The organism is Ewingella sp. C233, assembly GCF_055407225.1.
This window is the reverse complement of the sequence record NZ_JBUZRI010000001.1, coordinates 1788640-1805906: the sequence shown is the minus strand read 5'-3', so window position 1 is coordinate 1805906 and position 17267 is coordinate 1788640. Positions and strand designations below refer to the sequence as shown.

Sequence of the window (17267 nt, the reverse complement as noted above, 5' to 3'; positions counted from 1 at the left end):
ACATCTGTAGAGTAGGGAGGCTGTGTAGGATGCTTAGAATAAGGCGTCGCTGGAGGTGAACGAGGTGCAGAAGGGAACAGCAAAATTCAGGTAAAAAAATGGCGCACTGAGTGCGCCATTTAGCTAAAGAAGTAATATTACTTCTTGTAAGCGTGTGCTTGGTTGTCAAGACGTTGGTTAGCGCGTGCTGCGTCGTCTTTAGCTGCCTGAACGTCAGAACGGATTGCGTTCACGTCGTTGCTCAGTTGGTCAACTTTAGAGTTCAGAGTAGAAACGTCTGAAGACAGTTGGTCGATTTTAGCATTGCTTGAACAACCAGCCAGCATAGTTGAAGCCAAGATCACAGCGCCCAGTACCAGTTTAGTGCGATTCATTATAAAACCCTCTAGATTAAGTTAATCTCCATGTAGCGTTACAAGTATTACACAAACCTTTTTCTAATGAGAATAAATTTTTGCTCGCAAACGCTTTATTTTGATCGTTCGCTCAAAGAAGCATCTTTTTTTGCAAATAAGTTAAAAATTGTAGCGAAAACAGCTGGATTCCATGAGACTTCTCTCATTTATTTGTTAACCAATTTGCGGATTATTTTGGGATTTACCAAAGCGTAGCTAAAAAAAACGCCGCAATGTGCGGCGTTTGGATCAAAAACGATGTCACGTTTTAATTAAACAACGTGTACCGATGCAGTATTGGTGGTGCCACTTTGTACCAGGGCGCCTGAAACCATCACTACAACGTCGCCTTTCTGGGCCAAACCACTTTCCAGAGCCGCTTCTTTACCGATGCGATAGAAGTCGTCTGTAGAGGCGATTTCTTTAACCAGCTGAGTGATCACGCCTTTGGTCAGGATCAGCTGACGTGCGGTCACTTCATTGGTGGTCAGGGCAAGAATCGTGGCGTGCGGGAAGTATTTACGAACAGCTTTAGCTGATTTACCGCCGTTGGTCGCAACCACGATCAGAGGCGCATCCAGTTTCTCAGCCGTTTCAACGGCACCGCGGCAAACTGCTTCGGTGATACGCAGTTTACGGTTGTCATTCTGACCATCAATACGGCTTTCCATCACGCGGTCTGTACGCGCACAGATGGTTGCCATGATGGTCACAGCTTCCAGCGGGTATTTACCCTTAGCACTTTCACCAGACAGCATCACGGCATCGGTACCGTCGATGATGGCGTTAGCAACGTCGCCAGCTTCAGCACGGGTAGGGCGTGGGTTCTTGATCATGGAATCGAGCATCTGAGTCGCGGTAATAACGACTTTGCGTGCACGGTTACATTTCTCGATCATCATCTTCTGCGCGAAGATCACTTCTTCAACCGGGATTTCAACACCCAGGTCTCCACGAGCAACCATGATGCCGTCAGAGGCTTCAAGGATTTCGTCGAAGTTGTTCAGGCCTTCCTGATTCTCAATTTTAGAGATGATCTGGATATGTTCGCCACCGTGGGCTTTCAGATGCTCACGGATTTCCAGCACGTCAGAACGCTTACGGATAAAGGAAGCCGCAACGAAGTCAACGCCTTGCTCACAACCGAAGATCAGGTCGCGTTTGTCTTTTTCAGCCAGCGCTGGCAGAGCGATGGAAACGCCCGGCAAGTTAACGCCTTTGTTTTCACCAAGGTCGCCGTTGTTCAGAACTTTGCATGTCACTTCAGTTTCTGAAACTTCGGTCACTTCCATGCCGATCAGGCCGTCATCAACCAGAATGGTGTTGCCGATTTTCAGGTCAGCAGCGAAGCCAGCATAGGTCACAGCAACGCGGGTGGTGTTCCCAATCACTGACTGGTCGGTTGTGAAGGTGTAGGTCTGGCCAGCAACGAGAGAAGCGTCAACGCCGCCTTCCAGTTTCATGGTGCGGATTTCAGGGCCTTTGGTGTCCAGCAGGATGCCTGCTTTATGACCGGTTTTAGCCATGACATTACGGATGTTTTTGATGCGCTGACCGTGCTCTTCGTAATCACCGTGAGAGAAGTTCAAACGCATAACGTTCATGCCTGCATCAAGCAGTTTGGTCAGCATTTCTTCGGATTCAGTTTTTGGTCCGATGGTACAAACGATTTTAGTCTTTTTCATGACGATTTTATCTACAAGTTGTGATGGATTGGAAATGAGTTCGCCTGACAGCACGGCTGCCTGCGAGGAATTGGGTTGGTGCCGGATTGTAACAAAACACTCTTAAGCGTAGGCGACTGGAGAATAAAGGGTGTGTAAAGTTCAGCCAAGACGTGGCGATCTGTACGATTATTCATCGTTTCGTATGAGGTCATGCTTTTATAGGGACGATATCGACAGATCAAGGGGCTGAGACCATTCAATCGAAGAGACGGTACGTATTATAAGGGCTAAGCGGCGGGAAACAAAATAAAAAACATGATGCTGCGCAAGCTTAGGGTAACTCTGCGGCGTTAGTTGCGCAAATGACCAAAATGGGCATGAAGTCTGCGTAAAATGACCAATAAGTTATATGGATAGCGAAGTATCAAAAGGGGATAAATAGCGAAGCTAAATTTATGTGCGTGCGCGATATAGATTTCAGGAAACGGAAAGTGAGACAGAAAGAGTGGGATTATTTTATCTGGTGCGTCCGAATGGACTCGAACCATCGACCCCCACCATGTCAAGGTGGTGCTCTAACCAACTGAGCTACGGACGCACATCGGATAAAACGTACTGCGTAGAACTTTGCAGAATTTTGGTGCGTCCGAATGGACTCGAACCATCGACCCCCACCATGTCAAGGTGGTGCTCTAACCAACTGAGCTACGGACGCATCGCATTCTGTCTGCCAGTGCGGCAGCGGGGACGAATATTAACGACCTACCGGATGGCTGGCAAGGGAAAAAAAACATTTTGCCGTTATATTGTGACTGAGTGATGCGTGAATGTTCACTGCGTTGATTTTTTGAACATTAATGACAAAAATCTTCGCCGCCGGATAAAAAGTTTCCGGCGGCGAAAAATCACTGCTAACGTCCGGCATTCTCCAAAATTGTGAATGACGGTTGTTTTTGGATCCAACGGATACGCAGCATCACCATCACCGCGGCGAAGGTCAGACCTAATATAAAGCCCCACCAGAAGCCGCTGGGGCCCATCGCCGGGACGACGTAGTTGGTCAATCCCAACGTGTAACCCACAGGCAAACCCAGGACCCAATAGGCCACAAACGTAATATAGAAGATGGAGCGGGTATCTTTATATCCACGTAACACACCCGTACCAATGACCTGGATAGCGTCAGAAATCTGGTAAACCGCCGCGAGTAACATCAGGCTTGAAGCCAGTGCGATGACTTCAGGGGTGTCATTGTATAAGCCGGCAATGTGTGTGCGGAAAATAACGGAAAGCGATGCACTGATGCAGGCGATGACGATACCGGTAAAAATACTGGTGTAGGCAGCAACCTTAGCCCCCTCTATTGATGACTCGCCCAGCTTTGAACCCACACGAATGGTACTTGCCATGCCTAATGACAGTGGGATCACAAACATGACCGAACCCAGACTCAACGCTATCTGATGACTGGCCACTGCGACAATGCCTAATGGCGAGACCAGCAGGGCAACGATGGCAAACAGCGTGACTTCGAAAAACAGTGCCAGACCGATAGGTAAGCCCAAACCGATCAAACGTTTTAATGTCACCCAGTCAGGTTTGGCAAATTGGGTGGGAGCAACAATGTCTTTCATGAAGTACGCGCGTTTCACGTAAAAGCGCATCATCAGGAACATCACCCAATACACCGTACCGGTGGCAACACCGCAACCTACACCACCCAATGCGGGAGCGCCAAATTTGCCATAGATGAAAATATAGTTAACCGGAATGTTCACCAGCAGTCCGATAAAGCCGAAGACCATACCCGGTTTGGTTTTAGACAAACCTTCGCACTGCACGCGCAGCACTTGGAAAAACAGATAGCCAGGCGCACCCCACATGATGGCATGAAGGTAGCCAATGGCTTTGGCTTTGAGCTGCGGGTCAATATTGTGCATCAGCCCGATAATCTGGTCGCAGTGATACAATACGGCGATAATCAGCACCGAGACACCGGATGCCAGCCAGAAGCCCTGCTGGATCTGATGGGCAATTTTATCGCGTCGGCCTGCGCCGTTGAGCTGTGCGACGGTCGGGGTGAGGGCGAGTAACAGGCCGTGCCCAAACAAGATTGCCGGTAACCAAATCGAGGTTCCGACGGCGACCGCGGCCATGTCAGTCGCACTGACGCCACCGGCCATAATTGTATCGACCACGCCCATGGACGTTTGCGCAATTTGGGCCAGGATAACGGGGATCGCGAGAGCTAATAACACACGCGCTTCTGTAAGGTACTTCTGCACGCATACACCTTTCATGTTTTGAATAAAAAACGCCACGCAGGGCGTGACGCTAAAATAGCGGAAAATAACCCAAAGATTGTACATCGTCAGACTTTTTAAGCAATCAAAGCTGTTAATGGCGAGTTACGTTTTGTCCTCTTTTCAGTTGCTGATATTCTGCCCTCATTGATTTGGCTTTCTAATAAATCTGCGGCAAACTGGCAGGCAGAAACGAAATACACTGCAGATGCTTTACTGCACAAAAATGAATGAGGCATGGCCTATGTTTACCGGTATTGTTCAGGGCACAGGAACGTTAGTGTCCATCGATGAAAAACCTAATTTTCGCACCCACGTTGTGCAGATGCCTGCACACATGCTCGATAATCTGGAGCTGGGTGCTTCGGTGTCGCACAATGGTTGTTGTCTGACAGTCACCGAGGTGAAAGGTGACCTGGTCAGTTTTGACTTGGTGAAAGAGACGCTTCGCCTGACTAATCTGGGTGATTTACAACCCGGTTCGCAGGTGAATCTGGAACGCGCTGCCCGTTTTGATGACGAAATTGGCGGGCACCTGATGTCCGGGCACATTATATGTACGGCAGAAGTGGCAAAAATTCTTACATCAGAAAATAACCGCCAAATCTGGTTCCGTATGCCACATGAAGATTTGATGAAATATGTATTACATAAAGGGTTCATCGGCATCGATGGAATTAGCCTCACCGTGGGAGAGGTAACCAAAACCCGTTTCTGTGTGCATCTGATCCCCGAAACTTTGCAGCGAACCACTCTGGGAGCCAAGCGTTTGGGCGATAAAATAAATATTGAAATCGATCCGCAAACGCAGGCCATTGTCGATACGGTCGAGCGCGTGTTAGCCAGCCGTGAAGCGGCCATCGCCACCGCTCAGGCAATGGTTGAGCAGCAAGAGAAATAGACCTTCAGGATTTTACACCGCGTAAAAACAAAAGCCGGGCAGAAGACTGTCCGGCTTTTTTATGTCGATATCGCTGTTGTATTAACGCGGTACGCGAATTCCACCTTCCACACCCTGCGGGCTGAACAATACCTGCCACAACTGAATATCGCGGGCGCGGAAAGCACCGGCACAGGCATTCAGATAGTACGTGAACATGCGCTCGAAGCGGTCCGAGTATTTATCCGCCAATGTCGGCCATGCCTGCAGGAAACGCTCCAGCCACGCCATCAGGGTGCGGTCATAGTCCGCGCCAATATTGTGCCAGTCTTCCATTACAAACAGGGATTCGGTCGTCTGCGCGATCTGTTTGATAGAGGGCAAACAGCCATTAGGGAAGATATATTTATCGATCCAAGGATCGACGCTTAAATCCGATTTATTCGAGCCAATGGTATGAAGCAGGAACAAACCGTCTGGCTTGATATTGCGTTTTACTACGTCGAAGTAAGTCTGGTAATTCTTCGGCCCGACATGCTCAAACATCCCTACCGAAACAATCCGGTCAAACTGATCATTCAGATCGCGATAATCTTGCAGCAAAATGGTCACATCGAGATCTTTACAGCGATCCTGAGCCATTTTTTGCTGCTCAGCCGAAATCGTCACGCCGACGACGCTGACGCCGTAATGTTTGGCGGCGTATTCCGACAGACCACCCCAACCGCAACCAATATCCAGCAAGCGCAGGCCAGGTTTTAGTTGCAGCTTATCGCAAATCATTTTTAATTTTGCTTCCTGAGCCTGCTCAAGCGTTATTGCGTCTTTCCAGTAGGCACAAGAATATTGCATATAAGGGTCAAGCATCAGACTGAAGAGGTCATTTCCCAGGTCATAATGCTCTTTGCCTACAATCCAGGCGCGTTTTTTGGATTGAAGATTGGTAAGCCGGGCGGCTGCGATGCGGAGTGTGTCTTTAAAATGTCGGGGAAGTTTACTTTCAAGACCGGCATTCAGGACGCGCTGGAAGAAAATATCCAGTCGTTCGCATTCCCACCAGCCATCCATGTAACTTTCGCCCAGGCCCAAAGAGCCTTCCTGTAAAACGCGCTTAAAAAAATCAGGGTTTTTGACTTTAATGTCGAAAGGGCGGGTGCCGTTGATCTGTACATCTGCCATTCCCAACATTTCATTGACGATGCGATACCACTGATTGTCCTGAATACTCAGATCTTCTACACACGATGAACTCATAGCTTCTCCATCACTTTCTCTTCTGACTTATTAACCTGCCGGAAAAAAACCAAAGCAATTTATGCAGGTCATTATGAGAACAGACGGTTAATCCGCCTTGTCTGATATGCGACTATGAACAGAGGAAATCAGAAGAACACCCGTAACCTGGGCGGTATGGGGTGAAAAATCCTTTTTTATAAAACGTGACGCAGTGCCCGCGCACGAAAGTTACTTGTGATAAAAGCTTAGTATAAATGTTATTTTTAGAGGTTTTATTGAGTATAAACTCGCCTGCGCGCATTCTCAATAACAAATAGCGCGCGGCGATTATGTTTTTTAAGTGACTGTCACGTAAGGGTATTATGACGATTAGGTAGTATGATTCCGTTAACCGCGAGCCAGTTCCTCTTTGTCTGCCACTTTCACTGCATCATTCTGTTTTGCACTCTTTTTTACCATCACAAAACCCAGCGCAACCAGTACCAGCGTTCCTAACATAACCGTTACCGTGGCCAGCAAAGGCCGGGCAATGAATGCCGAGACCAACAGGCTGGTAAAAAAGCACAAACCTAATTGTAGTGTATTTTGCAACGCAGCGGCCTTCCCTGTATTAGCAGGAAATGGCATAAGTGCGTTCGCGACAACAATTGGATAACAAGCACCGTTCACCAGCGCCATTAGACAAAACGGGATTAGTAAGGTGGTCAGCGTTGCGCTGGTAAGCGTTGCCACCAGATAAAGTCCCACGACACTCAGTGCGTAACCGGCCAGCAGCCACGGGAGAATACGGTTACCGTCAATCTTGTTAATCAACATGCGGCAACCAAACCCCCCCACAAGGAAAGCGATAGTCTGAGGAACATAACTCAGGCCGATAACGCCTGGCGTATAACCCATGTCACTGAGTATAAAAGGTGAGCCCGTCAGCCAGGCAAAAAATCCGGCAGAACATGCGCCGTAAATCATGACGTTACCGCTGAATACAGGCGATGCCAGCAGTTTGAAAAAACCGATGCGGTTGGTTTTAGGATGACCCGCCGTTTTTTTAGTTTCCTGAATACGGAGTGAGCAAATTAACAGCAGAACGCCAATCGCCAAGAGCAGGGCGAAGATAGCTTCCCAATCGAAGTGATTTAAGACCCAGGCGCCTAGCAAGGGTGCCAGCGCAGGCGATAACGCCACCAACGGCATGATGGTGGCGAAAGTTCGTTTGGCGACGTCCGCAGAGTAACGGTCAACGACCAGCGCCTGCCAGCTGACGGCAGCAGCACATACGCCAATGGCCTGCAGGAAACGCAATGCCAGCAGCAAATAGATGTTCTGTACCCAGATCATTCCCAGACAGCCCAGTGCGAAAAGCGTCAGACCGGCAATAAGCACAGGTCTGCGGCCGAGCTTGTCTGACAGCGGCCCCCACAGCAATTGTCCGATAGCGAATCCGCCGAGAAAAATACTCAGGCTGGCGCTGATCATTCCCGGACTAGTCATCAGGCTGATTTGCATTGCGCTAAACGCAGGAAGGTACATATCTGTCGCTAAAAAGCCGAGCATGCTCAGGCCAGCCAGATACAGCATAAATCCAAAGGAGGGTTTCATGATTTTCTCTTTTTATTGGCGATGTTTGTTATGCGAAAAATTATTGAACAGCGGCACAACGTGCAGGAAGTCTCAGGCGCGAAGTGTAAAGGTTTGGCTTACCGCTTGTGAAACGCTAATATTTGCAATCTTGTATCAAAAAAATTGAAAGCAGGTGGGGAGACTGGGCGATGTGGTCAGAATATTCTTTAGAAGTGGTCGATGCCGTGGCGCGTACCGGCAGTTTCAGTGCGGCGGCACAAGAGCTGCATCGTGTTCCGTCTGCGGTAAGCTACACCGTTCGCCAACTGGAGCAATGGCTGGCAGTACCGCTGTTTGAAAGGCGTCATCGGGATGTAGAGTTGACCGCCGCCGGTCAGGTTTTTGTCGAAGAGGCTCGGTTGCTTATCAAAAAAATGATAGCGACACGGCGTCAGTGTCAGCAGGTGGCGAATGGCTGGCGTGGGCAACTCAATGTAGCGGTAGACCGCATTGTGAAACCGGAAAGGTCGCGGCGTCTGGTTACCGATTTCTACCGGGCATTCCCCGATACGGAACTGATCATCCATTCCGAGGTGTTCAACGGCGTGTGGGACGCGCTGGTGGATGGCCGTGCGGATGTCGCCATCGGCGCAACACGCGCTGTGCCCACCGGCGGGCGTTTTAGTTTCAGGGATATGGGGTTTATGGACTGGCACTGTGTGGTCAGCCCTGACCATCCGCTGGCGGCGCTCACTGTGCCATTAGTGGATGAACAGCTGCGTGCCTATCCGGCACTTTGTATCGAAGATACGTCGCGCAACTTACCTAAGCGTGATACCTGGACGCTAAACAATCAGCGACGTCTGGTTGTTCCCGACTGGACCTGCGCCATAGACTGCCTGTGTGAAGGACTGTGCGTGGGGATGATGCCCGTGCATCTGGTCGAAGACTGGATATCACATCAAAAATTGAGTGTGCTGACGCTGGCTGCCGCATTTCCCGAAAGCGCCTGCTGCCTGACCTGGGATCAGAGTAACCAGTCTCCGGCGCTGGCGTGGCTTCTGGATTATCTGGGCGATACCCCTACGCTGAATCAGGAGTGGTTACGCAACTAAAAACGCCTGCAAATGTGCAGGCGTTCGTGTTATGGCTTTCGGACTACGCTGTTAACGGCGATAGTCGCGGTAAGGACCATCGGCTACCGAGCGGCGTTCAACCAGTTTCGGGTGGACTTCAATGGTCTGTGACTCCTCACGTTTGCTGATAATGCGATCCAGCAGCATGGTGAATGCCATCTCACCCAGGCGCTCTTTGGGCTGGTGGATTGTCGTCAGTGCAGGGGAGAAGTAACGGGCGTTGCGTACGTTATCATAGCCGATCACCGAAATATCCTGCGGCACCCGCAGACCCATTTCATCAGCGGCACAAATAGCCCCCATCGCCATGACGTCACCGCCGCAGAAGACGGCCGTCGGGCGCTGTTTCTGCATCAAAATTTTATGCATCGCCTGATAGCCTGACTCGGGTTCAAAATCACCCTGAACGACCCATTCTTCGCGCAGCGGGATGTTGGCTTCCGTCATGGCTTTGAGGAAACCCTGGAAGCGGCCGCCACCGGTGTTACGAGCCAGTTGCCCCGGGATCACACCGATATCGCGATGACCGCGTTCAATCAGATAGCGCCCGGCCATATACCCACCTTCAAAGGCATTATCGATGATACTGTCGGTGAAGTTTTTACGTGCTTCGCCCCAATCCATCACCACCATCGGGATCGCTCGGTATTCTTCGAGCATGTCGAGCAATGCATCGGGATATTCCGCGCACATGACCAACAGACCATCGACGCGTTTTTGCGCCAGCATGGCCAGATAGGCCTGCTGTTTATCAAGATTATTATGCGAATTACACAAAATCAGTGTGTAGCCTTTGGCGAAACAGCTGTTTTCTACTGCCTCGATCACTTCGGCAAAATAGGGCGCTTCGCTGGATGTTGCCAGTAATCCGATAGATTTTGTATTGTTGACCTTGAGGCTACGGGCCACCGCGCTGGGAGAGTAGTGCAGCTCTTTTATCGCTGTCTGCACGGCGGCTTTAGTTTCTTCGGCGACGAAACGTGTTTTATTGATGACGTGCGACACGGTTGTGGTGGAAACGCCAGCCCGCTTTGCGACATCTTTTATCGTTGCCATGAAAAGAATGACTCCTGTCTGACGTGCTTTAGCACGTTAGCATTATGTTAATCGTTTGCCTGCGTGGATCTGACTGCTGGAAAAGAGATGAGCAGTGAAATCGTTGGTGGGTTTTTCAGAGCACAACAACTGTCTGAAAGAACATCGGAATGAATCGACCCGCACGCAGTGTGGTAACCGCGAATTTTCTCTTATATCTTGGTAAAGGGGAAGTAAAAAGTCTTCGTAACGCAGGGAATGATCACGGGATTTTAAAACAAAACTATGAGAAAATGCGTTGGCACACAAACTGTATGGCTTATAAAAAGGCCACATTTGATCCAGAAGGGGTTTTAATGGATACCAATCTGAAATTTGCTCTCATTACTGTGGTTGGCGCACTGGCAATGATTATGGCTTTCAGTTTTACCGCAGTGATGCACTGATCCTTTTTTACCTTCATTCGCTGAGGGTAAAAAGATCAGAAAAAAGGGCGATTCCTTTTACAGGTGTCGCCCTTTTCAATTCTTTGTTTTGCATCGTTCGCAAAATACTGTCTTAGCGACTGATTGTTTCATAAACGTTTCGTTAAATGCTATTCATCGCTGATTAGCGGTACTGCGGACTTAACGAATCGTTTTAGGCGTCATCACTCGACGCGCGCCAACATAGTGATCTTGCCAGTAATCTTCACCCAGTGAGGTGATTTTGATCTCTTCACCTGTACGGGGGGACTGAATAAATTTACCGTTTCCTACATAGACACCAACATGATCTGCTGCGCCGCGGTTATTGATTCTGAAGAAGACTAAGTCGCCGCTCTCCAGCTCACCGCGTTTAACTGGCGCCGCGTCCCGAAGGTGGTACATTTCGTTAGCGGTGCGTGGCATTTTGATACGAATCAGGTCTTTATATGCGTAATACACTAAACCACTGCAATCGAAACCGGTATTGGGAGAAGTGCCTCCCCAGCGATAAGGTTTGCCGACCTGATGCATTAGCTTGGTCATCGCGGTCTGCTGCGCATGTTGATAACGTTTTTTATGCGCGGCACTCAAAGCAATCGGTTTGGTGTCTTTCGCGAGTCCGTCTTTTGATTTTCGATGGCGACCGTAGGCTTTTTTACTATTTTTACTGGTCTCATTTTTCGCAATCGTTCGGCTTTCTTTCTTCGCTGTCATCTTGCTGTGGGTCACTTTGGCCGTTTTCTTTTCAGAATGTTCGTTGCGAACCCGCTTGGTGCTGGTGACTTTTTTGGTTTCTTTAACTTTTGCTTTTTGTTCTTTAACTGGCTCTGATTTTGATTTTTTACTGGTTCGGGCAACGGTTTTTCGCTTTCGTCTCTCATCAGGTTTTGCCTGACTGACGTGGCTTTTCCGCTGATCGGCAGCAACGTTAGTTTGTGGCGAAGCATGCGCCAGATTCAGAAACAGCTGGGTAAAGAACAGCACGGAAAGCGTAAACAATAAACGCATGGCGTCGTTACCAATATTGGCCCAAGGTTAAACATCAGAGATGTCAGAGTATTGCCCAAAAGAAGCAGACAAAACAGCACGAATTGCTTCGATTCTAGATCATATTGTGAGAAAAAGTTAATAGCATTTTAAATGCTGTAAAAATGGTCATTTTCAGTTCTAAAAACCATCTTTTATCAGAGAGTTAAAAATGTGCTCTGACCAGCTCAGCTCAGTCACAAGAGAGTTAAACTCAACGATCAAAAATGTTATTCTGAATGAATGTTTATTATTGCGAGCCATCAGACAGTTTGATTAAAAAGTAATGACGTAAACGCATGAATGAAAGCTGGGGTGGAAAGACCCTGCAAAAAATGGCGTTTTTATCCAAAGCCCGCCATCGTTACAATAGACGCTAAGCGACAAGTGGCGCGCATTTCCAGACAGTGCCCTGCGCATCAATGAGTAATGACAGTGACAGCCAGTTTTGGCTTGAGGAAGCAATAAATGACCACGACCACTATCGAAAAAATCCAGAAGCAGGTTTCCGAAAACCCAATCCTTCTGTACATGAAAGGCTCACCGAAGTTGCCTAGCTGTGGTTTCTCCGCTCAGGCTGTGCAGGCGCTTTCAGCCTGTGGCGAACGTTTTGCCTATGTTGATATTCTGCAAAATCCGGATATCCGTGCTGAAATGCCGAAATATGCAAACTGGCCAACCTTCCCGCAATTATGGGTAGACGGTGAGTTGGTTGGCGGTTGTGACATCATCATTGAGATGTATCAACGTGGTGAGTTGCAGACGCTGATCAAAGAAACTGCTGAGAAGTACAAATCTTCTGAAGAGCAGCAACCCGAGTAATATCAGCGCGTCTGGCTCTGTATCAGGCAATCTCTGAAACGGGTAAATAAAAAGAGCGACCTCAATGAGTCGCTCTTTTTTTCTGAATTTTGGGGACAACACCGTCAGCGTTTACGCATCGTTTTCTTGCGTTTGCGCTTTTTCATCATCTGAGTTGATCGGCAACGGCCAGCCGCCCAGGCGTTTCCAGCGGTTTACCAGTTCACAGAATAACTCTGCAGTCTGCTCTGTATCATACAGTGCAGAATGCGCCTGGCTGCTGTCAAACGCCATGCCTGCGCTGATGCAGGCTTTAGCCAGTACAGTCTGACCAAGCACTAAACCGCTCAGTGCCGCGGTGTCGAAAGTGGCAAAGGGGTGAAACGGGTTGCGTTTCAAGCCTGCGCGTTCTGCGGCCGCCATCAAAAAGCTGTGATCAAAATTGGCGTTGTGCGCAACGATAATGGCGCGACTGCAGTTTTGTTCTTTCATTCCTTTACGAATGACTTTGAAAATTTCATGCAGCGCATCATATTCGCTCACGGCACCGCGAAGCGGATTAGTGGGGTCGATGCCGTTGAAGGCCAGTGCTTCCGGTACCAGAATTGAGCCTTCAAAGGGCTCAACGTGAAAATGCACCGTCTCGTCGGTTTTTAGCCAGCCATCTTCATCCATTTTCAGGGTGATCGCGGCAATTTCCAGCAGTGCATCGGTCTTGGCGTTAAATCCAGCCGTTTCTACGTCGATAACCACGGGGTAAAAACCACGGAAACGGCCTCTCAGGGCGTTAATGTCACTATTGTCGGCCATCAGTTTCTTATCTTCATCGAATTCAGCGCGCATTATGGCAAATTTTTAATGGAGATGCAGGAGTATAGGGGCAGAAAAAAGGGCGCCTTTGCGCCCTTCATGATGTGAGGGGACATTAATTCCCCAGGCCCTGGCCTGCATGTTTAGATTCGATCAGTTCGATTTTATAACCATCAGGATCTTCAACGAAAGCGATGATGGTGGCGCCGCCTTTGACCGGACCGGCTTCACGGGTCACGTTACCGCCCGCTTTACGAATGTCTTCGCAAGTTTGTGCCACGTTATCCACGCCCAGTGCAATATGCCCGTAGGCTGTACCGAGGTCGTAGCTGTGAACATCCCAGTTGTAGGTCAGTTCGATCACGGCACCTTCGCTTTCATCAGTGTATCCCACGAACGCGAGGGAGTATTTGTATTCGGTATTTTCGCTGGTACGCAGCAGACGCATACCTAAAACATCAGTATAGAAATTGATTGAACGTTGCAGGTCGCCGACGCGAAGCATGGTATGAAGTAAGCGCATAATTTCCTCTGATTGCAGGGATAAGTAATAAATAACAGACTAACTGATTGTCACCGGACAGGCAAAAAAACGCGGCAGCCGGAGGGCAACGGCTGCCGCATCTTCAGGTATCAAAACATACCCTGTTAATTGATAACGCTAATCTTACAGCGTTGGGTAGTCGGTGTAGCCCTGAGCGCCGCCGCCGTAGAATGTGTCCGCTTTTGGCTCATTCAGTGACGCGTGATTTTTCAGGCGCTCAACCAGGTCCGGGTTGGCAATGTAGCTGCGGCCAAAGGCCACGGCATCGATATAACCTTTTTCGATCAGCTCTTCGCCTTTTTCAGCGGTATAAGCACCGGCGCCAACAATCACACCCTGATAGTGCGCACGGATTGCCGCACGGAAAGCTTCTGAGTAAGGCTTGCCACCGGCCCAGTCTGGCTCAGAAATATGCAGGTATGCCAGTTTGCGGTTATTTAGCTCATCAAGCAGATACAGCGCGGCTTCTTCCTGATCTTCACCATTATCCAGACCATTGAACGGGCCGAGCGGGGAAATGCGGATACCCACGCGGTCTGCGCCAATTTCAGCGATGGAGGCATCAACCACTTCCAGTGTCAGACGGGTACGGTTCTCGATGCTACCGCCGTAGGCGTCGGTACGCACGTTTGAAGCTGGCGCCATGAACTGGTGCAGCAGGTAGCCGTGTGCCGCATGGATCTCGATATAGTCGAAGTCAGCTTCGCGGGAGTTGGCTGCCGCCAGGCGGAAATCGTTGATGATGCCCGGGATTTCACTCAGCTCGAGTGCGCGCGGGGTAGGGCAGTCTTCACGGACCGCGTTACCCTGCGCATCACGCAGGCTGGTACGGGTGTTTGGATTGATGGCTGACGCAGAAACAGGAGTCTGACCGTCCGGTTGCACGCTGTTGTGTGAAATGCGTCCGGTGTGCCACAACTGCACCGCGATGTGACCTTCTTTTTGATGAACACCGGCAACGATTTTCTTCCATGCCGCCGTTTGTTCTGGCGTATGTAAGCCAGGCGCGCCCGCATAACCCTTAGCCTGGAAAGAGACCTGGGTCGCTTCAGTGATGATAAGGCCAGCACTGTGGCGCTGTGCATAATATTCGCCCATCAGCGGGGTTGGAATATCGCCAGGCTCAATGCTGCGCAGACGGGTCAGAGGAGCCATAAATACGCGATTCGGTAAGGTTTTATTACCGACAACAATCGGGGAGAAAAGCTTGGTCATGTTCTAAAACTCCTGGTTAATAGACTGGTCGGTCTGATTATGAAAAAAATGTGTAACCAAACTAACGCGTCATATTAGGGTTTGGATTTGTAAATAATGAGCAATTCATCAACAACATTTTGAAAATATATTCAGCGCGTTGCTTCTGGTGGCTGCAATAACATTTCAACGCTTTCCAGTGCTGCCGCCAGCGGCGTTACGGAGCGCTTAATTTTTGCCAGCAGCGAAGCACCTAGCCAGAGTGAATACAGCGTTGCCGCTGCCACAGCCGGGGATACCGGTACCGTCAGTGAACCTTCGGCGATACCTTTTTCAATAGCATCTTTCAGGCGGTTAATCACCTGCGCAGAACCTTGTTCGAGTACGTGACGCATTGGCTCGGACAGATCGCTGACTTCCGCGGACAGTTTGACCGACAGGCATGCGTTATGGCACTCACTGCCGCAGAAATTGGTAATGTTCTGGGCATAGTAGCTCAGGATATGGTGACGCTGATCGCCCTGAGTCTGTCCAAAAAGCTGCTGCAAATGTGCATCATAATGTTCGAAATAACGCTGAATCATGGCTTCGCCAAAGGCTTCTTTAGAGCGGAAATGGTGATAGAAAGACCCCTTCGGCACCTCTGCCGTTTTCAGGAGTTCTGTCAGTCCCATGCCGGTAAAGCCTAAGCGCAGGCTGAGTTCTTCGCCGGTGGCCAGCAGATGTTCGCGTGTATCGCTATGAGGTTGAGCAAGTTTGTTCATGGAGCTGAGAGTAATAGACCGATCGGTCTAGGTCAAGAGGGCAGCAGGAAAAGAGCACTTTTTTGCCAGGTTCGTTGCTGTATTAAAAGTTGCACTAAAGAAACGGGATTGTTGCGAAATATCAAAAGAGACTTGCGGGATACCCGCAAAGCGTCTTCAATAAGGATTCAGTAATTGACGCGGAGACGTTGTGGCTCAACAGCTCGAGTTTTTTGACATTCCCAGCCCATGTCGCGGTATCTGTCAGGCAGATAGTCGCGGTTTTTGCCGTGGTTGCCTGCGCAGCCGTGAAGAGCGCTTTGGTTGGGTGACAATGACCGATCCTGAAAAGCGTCAGGTATTGCGCCTGTGCCATCAGCGGTTGTTACGGCTGCAACGTGCAGCCAAAAAGCCTGATGATCCTCTGCCCGAACAACCCTCTCTTTTTTAACCCCGAGCGCGTCGTGCTACCGGCAGAGATCAATACAGGAATGGGATAAGTTCTGTATGCTGTCAGGGTCTTACACTCTTTCATAATGAATATATCGAGGTAATAACATGGATCCCCGTACCCCATTGTCCGCGCAGGGCCCAGATTTTTCCCGCATGATTTGCGGTTACTGGCGCCTGATGGAATGGAACATGACCCCACAGCAACTGCTGGGGTTTATCGAGCAGCATGTTGAAATGGGTATCACCACGGCCGATCATGCGGACATCTATGGCGGCTACGCTTGTGAAGCAGCGTTTGGCGACGCGATGCGCCTGAAACCTGCACTGCGCCAAAAGATGCAAATTGTGAGCAAATGCGGGATCGCCACCACCGCTAATCCTGACAATAAAATCGGCCACTATATTACCGACAGCCAGTACATCACTGAGCGGGCTGAAAAATCACTGAGCAATCTGCACACCGATTATCTTGATCTGCTGTTAATTCATCGTCCGGATCCGCTGATGGATGCCGATGACGTCGCTGAGGCATTCACCTCGCTGCACAAAAGCGGCAAAGTGAAGCACTTTGGTGTTTCCAATTTTACGACGGCACAGTTCACGCTGCTGCAATCGCGCCTGCCGTTCGCGCTGGTGACGAATCAGCTGGAAATCTCCCCTGTGCATCAGCCCGCTATTCTCGACGGCTCACTGGATCTTTGCCAGCAATTGCGTATCAAGCCTATGGCCTGGTCATGTCTCGGCGGGGGAAGTTTGTTCAGTGATGCCAAATTCCAGCCTTTGCGTGATGAATTGCAGAAAGTGGCAGAAGAAATTGGTGCAGAAAGTATTGAACAGGTGGTTTATGCGTGGGTAATGCGTCTGCCATCGCAGCCGTTGCCAATCATTGGTTCTGGTAAAATTGAACGCGTCCGTTCAGCGTGGAACTCTCTGTCGCTTGAGCTGACGCGTCAGCAATGGTTCCGTATTCGTAAGGCCGCACTGGGTTACGACGTACCTTAATGTTACTTCACTTACGCT

Annotated in this window: 17 protein-coding genes and 2 tRNA genes; 6 read left to right on the top strand and 13 right to left on the bottom strand. The window is 49.6% G+C overall.

Features of this window, described 5'->3' with window-relative positions:
* Positions 1–137: 137 nt before the first annotated feature.
* The 5 genes from ACZRKO_RS08170 to ACZRKO_RS08150 all read right to left on the bottom strand — a co-directional run bounded on the left by ACZRKO_RS08170 (position 138) and on the right by ACZRKO_RS08150 (position 4347).
* Positions 138–374, bottom strand: a complete 237-nt coding sequence (locus ACZRKO_RS08170) for a major outer membrane lipoprotein (protein ID WP_013576093.1) — start codon at positions 372–374, stop codon at positions 138–140.
* A gap of 293 nt (positions 375–667) precedes the next feature.
* On the bottom strand, positions 668–2080 hold the full coding sequence (gene pykF, locus ACZRKO_RS08165) for a pyruvate kinase PykF (RefSeq protein ID WP_463736708.1): 1413 nt from the start codon (positions 2078–2080) through the stop codon (positions 668–670).
* Positions 2081–2583: 503 nt separating this feature from the next.
* Positions 2584–2660, bottom strand: a tRNA-Val gene (locus ACZRKO_RS08160).
* Between the two features lie 40 nt (positions 2661–2700).
* Positions 2701–2777 (bottom strand) — tRNA-Val (locus ACZRKO_RS08155).
* Positions 2778–2973: 196 nt separating this feature from the next.
* Positions 2974–4347: an MATE family efflux transporter gene (locus ACZRKO_RS08150; protein ID WP_463736707.1), complete on the bottom strand. Its 1374-nt coding sequence runs from the start codon at positions 4345–4347 to the stop codon at positions 2974–2976.
* Positions 4348–4609: 262 nt separating this feature from the next.
* Between ACZRKO_RS08150 and ACZRKO_RS08145 the strand changes: the two genes are divergently transcribed.
* Positions 4610–5266 carry a riboflavin synthase subunit alpha gene (locus ACZRKO_RS08145; RefSeq protein WP_463736706.1) on the top strand — a complete coding sequence of 219 codons (657 nt, stop codon included), beginning with the start codon at positions 4610–4612 and terminating at the stop codon, positions 5264–5266.
* 81 nt (positions 5267–5347) lie between these two features.
* Here ACZRKO_RS08145 and cfa read toward each other — a convergent pair whose 3' ends face one another.
* Positions 5348–6499, bottom strand: coding sequence for a cyclopropane fatty acyl phospholipid synthase (gene cfa, locus ACZRKO_RS08140; RefSeq protein ID WP_463736705.1), 1152 nt, complete (start codon positions 6497–6499; stop codon positions 5348–5350).
* Between the two features lie 369 nt (positions 6500–6868).
* The gene (punC, locus tag ACZRKO_RS08135; RefSeq protein ID WP_463736704.1) at positions 6869–8077 is read right to left on the bottom strand and encodes a purine nucleoside transporter PunC; all 1209 of its coding nucleotides are present in this window, start codon (positions 8075–8077) and stop codon (positions 6869–6871) included.
* 170 nt (positions 8078–8247) lie between these two features.
* Here punC and punR point away from each other — a divergent pair, with 170 nt between their 5' ends.
* Positions 8248–9153, top strand: a complete 906-nt coding sequence (punR, locus tag ACZRKO_RS08130) for a DNA-binding transcriptional activator PunR (protein WP_463736703.1) — start codon at positions 8248–8250, stop codon at positions 9151–9153.
* A gap of 51 nt (positions 9154–9204) precedes the next feature.
* Here punR and purR read toward each other — a convergent pair whose 3' ends face one another.
* Positions 9205–10230 (bottom strand): HTH-type transcriptional repressor PurR, encoded by a 1026-nt coding sequence (purR, locus tag ACZRKO_RS08125; RefSeq protein ID WP_463736702.1) that lies wholly within the window; start codon positions 10228–10230, stop codon positions 9205–9207.
* A gap of 149 nt (positions 10231–10379) precedes the next feature.
* Here purR and cydH point away from each other — a divergent pair, with 149 nt between their 5' ends.
* Positions 10380–10655: a cytochrome bd-I oxidase subunit CydH gene (gene cydH, locus ACZRKO_RS08120; RefSeq protein WP_463736701.1), complete on the top strand. Its 276-nt coding sequence runs from the start codon at positions 10380–10382 to the stop codon at positions 10653–10655.
* A 180-nt stretch (positions 10656–10835) separates the two neighbouring features.
* Here the strand turns inward: cydH and ACZRKO_RS08115 are convergent, their stop codons facing one another.
* The gene (locus ACZRKO_RS08115) at positions 10836–11684 is read right to left on the bottom strand and encodes a C40 family peptidase (protein ID WP_463736700.1); all 849 of its coding nucleotides are present in this window, start codon (positions 11682–11684) and stop codon (positions 10836–10838) included.
* A gap of 486 nt (positions 11685–12170) precedes the next feature.
* Between ACZRKO_RS08115 and ACZRKO_RS08110 the strand changes: the two genes are divergently transcribed.
* Positions 12171–12524, top strand: coding sequence for a Grx4 family monothiol glutaredoxin (locus ACZRKO_RS08110; protein ID WP_463736699.1), 354 nt, complete (start codon positions 12171–12173; stop codon positions 12522–12524).
* 111 nt (positions 12525–12635) lie between these two features.
* On the opposite strand, the gene rnt is transcribed toward ACZRKO_RS08110, so the two are convergent.
* The 4 genes from rnt to ACZRKO_RS08090 all read right to left on the bottom strand — a co-directional run bounded on the left by rnt (position 12636) and on the right by ACZRKO_RS08090 (position 15815).
* The gene (gene rnt, locus ACZRKO_RS08105; protein WP_463736698.1) at positions 12636–13346 is read right to left on the bottom strand and encodes a ribonuclease T; all 711 of its coding nucleotides are present in this window, start codon (positions 13344–13346) and stop codon (positions 12636–12638) included.
* 82 nt (positions 13347–13428) lie between these two features.
* Positions 13429–13836 (bottom strand): lactoylglutathione lyase, encoded by a 408-nt coding sequence (gene gloA / locus ACZRKO_RS08100; protein ID WP_463736697.1) that lies wholly within the window; start codon positions 13834–13836, stop codon positions 13429–13431.
* A gap of 144 nt (positions 13837–13980) precedes the next feature.
* Positions 13981–15072, bottom strand: a complete 1092-nt coding sequence (nemA, locus tag ACZRKO_RS08095) for an N-ethylmaleimide reductase (protein WP_463736696.1) — start codon at positions 15070–15072, stop codon at positions 13981–13983.
* A 131-nt stretch (positions 15073–15203) separates the two neighbouring features.
* Positions 15204–15815: a TetR/AcrR family transcriptional regulator gene (locus ACZRKO_RS08090; RefSeq protein ID WP_463736695.1), complete on the bottom strand. Its 612-nt coding sequence runs from the start codon at positions 15813–15815 to the stop codon at positions 15204–15206.
* A 190-nt stretch (positions 15816–16005) separates the two neighbouring features.
* Here ACZRKO_RS08090 and ACZRKO_RS08085 point away from each other — a divergent pair, with 190 nt between their 5' ends.
* Positions 16006–16245, top strand: coding sequence for a DUF1289 domain-containing protein (locus ACZRKO_RS08085; protein ID WP_463736694.1), 240 nt, complete (start codon positions 16006–16008; stop codon positions 16243–16245).
* Positions 16246–16352: 107 nt separating this feature from the next.
* Positions 16353–17249 (top strand): aldo/keto reductase, encoded by an 897-nt coding sequence (locus ACZRKO_RS08080; protein WP_463736693.1) that lies wholly within the window; start codon positions 16353–16355, stop codon positions 17247–17249.
* Positions 17250–17267 lie beyond the last annotated feature (18 nt).

Excerpts from the sequence above, each read along its gene's own strand:
- gloA (WP_463736697.1), bottom strand. The coding sequence starts at position 13,836 with ATGCGCTTACTTCATACCATGCTTCGCGTCGGCGACCTGCAACGTTCA.
- punC (WP_463736704.1), bottom strand. The coding sequence starts at position 8,077 with ATGAAACCCTCCTTTGGATTTATGCTGTATCTGGCTGGCCTGAGCATG.
- cydH (WP_463736701.1), top strand. The coding sequence starts at position 10,380 with ATGAATCGACCCGCACGCAGTGTGGTAACCGCGAATTTTCTCTTATAT.
- rnt (WP_463736698.1), bottom strand. The coding sequence starts at position 13,346 with ATGCGCGCTGAATTCGATGAAGATAAGAAACTGATGGCCGACAATAGT.
- ACZRKO_RS08115 (WP_463736700.1), bottom strand. The coding sequence starts at position 11,684 with ATGCGTTTATTGTTTACGCTTTCCGTGCTGTTCTTTACCCAGCTGTTT.
- punR (WP_463736703.1), top strand. The coding sequence starts at position 8,248 with ATGTGGTCAGAATATTCTTTAGAAGTGGTCGATGCCGTGGCGCGTACC.
- purR (WP_463736702.1), bottom strand. The coding sequence starts at position 10,230 with ATGGCAACGATAAAAGATGTCGCAAAGCGGGCTGGCGTTTCCACCACA.
- pykF (WP_463736708.1), bottom strand. The coding sequence starts at position 2,080 with ATGAAAAAGACTAAAATCGTTTGTACCATCGGACCAAAAACTGAATCC.
- cfa (WP_463736705.1), bottom strand. The coding sequence starts at position 6,499 with ATGAGTTCATCGTGTGTAGAAGATCTGAGTATTCAGGACAATCAGTGG.
- ACZRKO_RS08080 (WP_463736693.1), top strand. The coding sequence starts at position 16,353 with ATGGATCCCCGTACCCCATTGTCCGCGCAGGGCCCAGATTTTTCCCGC.
- nemA (WP_463736696.1), bottom strand. The coding sequence starts at position 15,072 with ATGACCAAGCTTTTCTCCCCGATTGTTGTCGGTAATAAAACCTTACCG.
- ACZRKO_RS08110 (WP_463736699.1), top strand. The coding sequence starts at position 12,171 with ATGACCACGACCACTATCGAAAAAATCCAGAAGCAGGTTTCCGAAAAC.
- ACZRKO_RS08145 (WP_463736706.1), top strand. The coding sequence starts at position 4,610 with ATGTTTACCGGTATTGTTCAGGGCACAGGAACGTTAGTGTCCATCGAT.
- ACZRKO_RS08170 (WP_013576093.1), bottom strand. The coding sequence starts at position 374 with ATGAATCGCACTAAACTGGTACTGGGCGCTGTGATCTTGGCTTCAACT.
- ACZRKO_RS08090 (WP_463736695.1), bottom strand. The coding sequence starts at position 15,815 with ATGAACAAACTTGCTCAACCTCATAGCGATACACGCGAACATCTGCTG.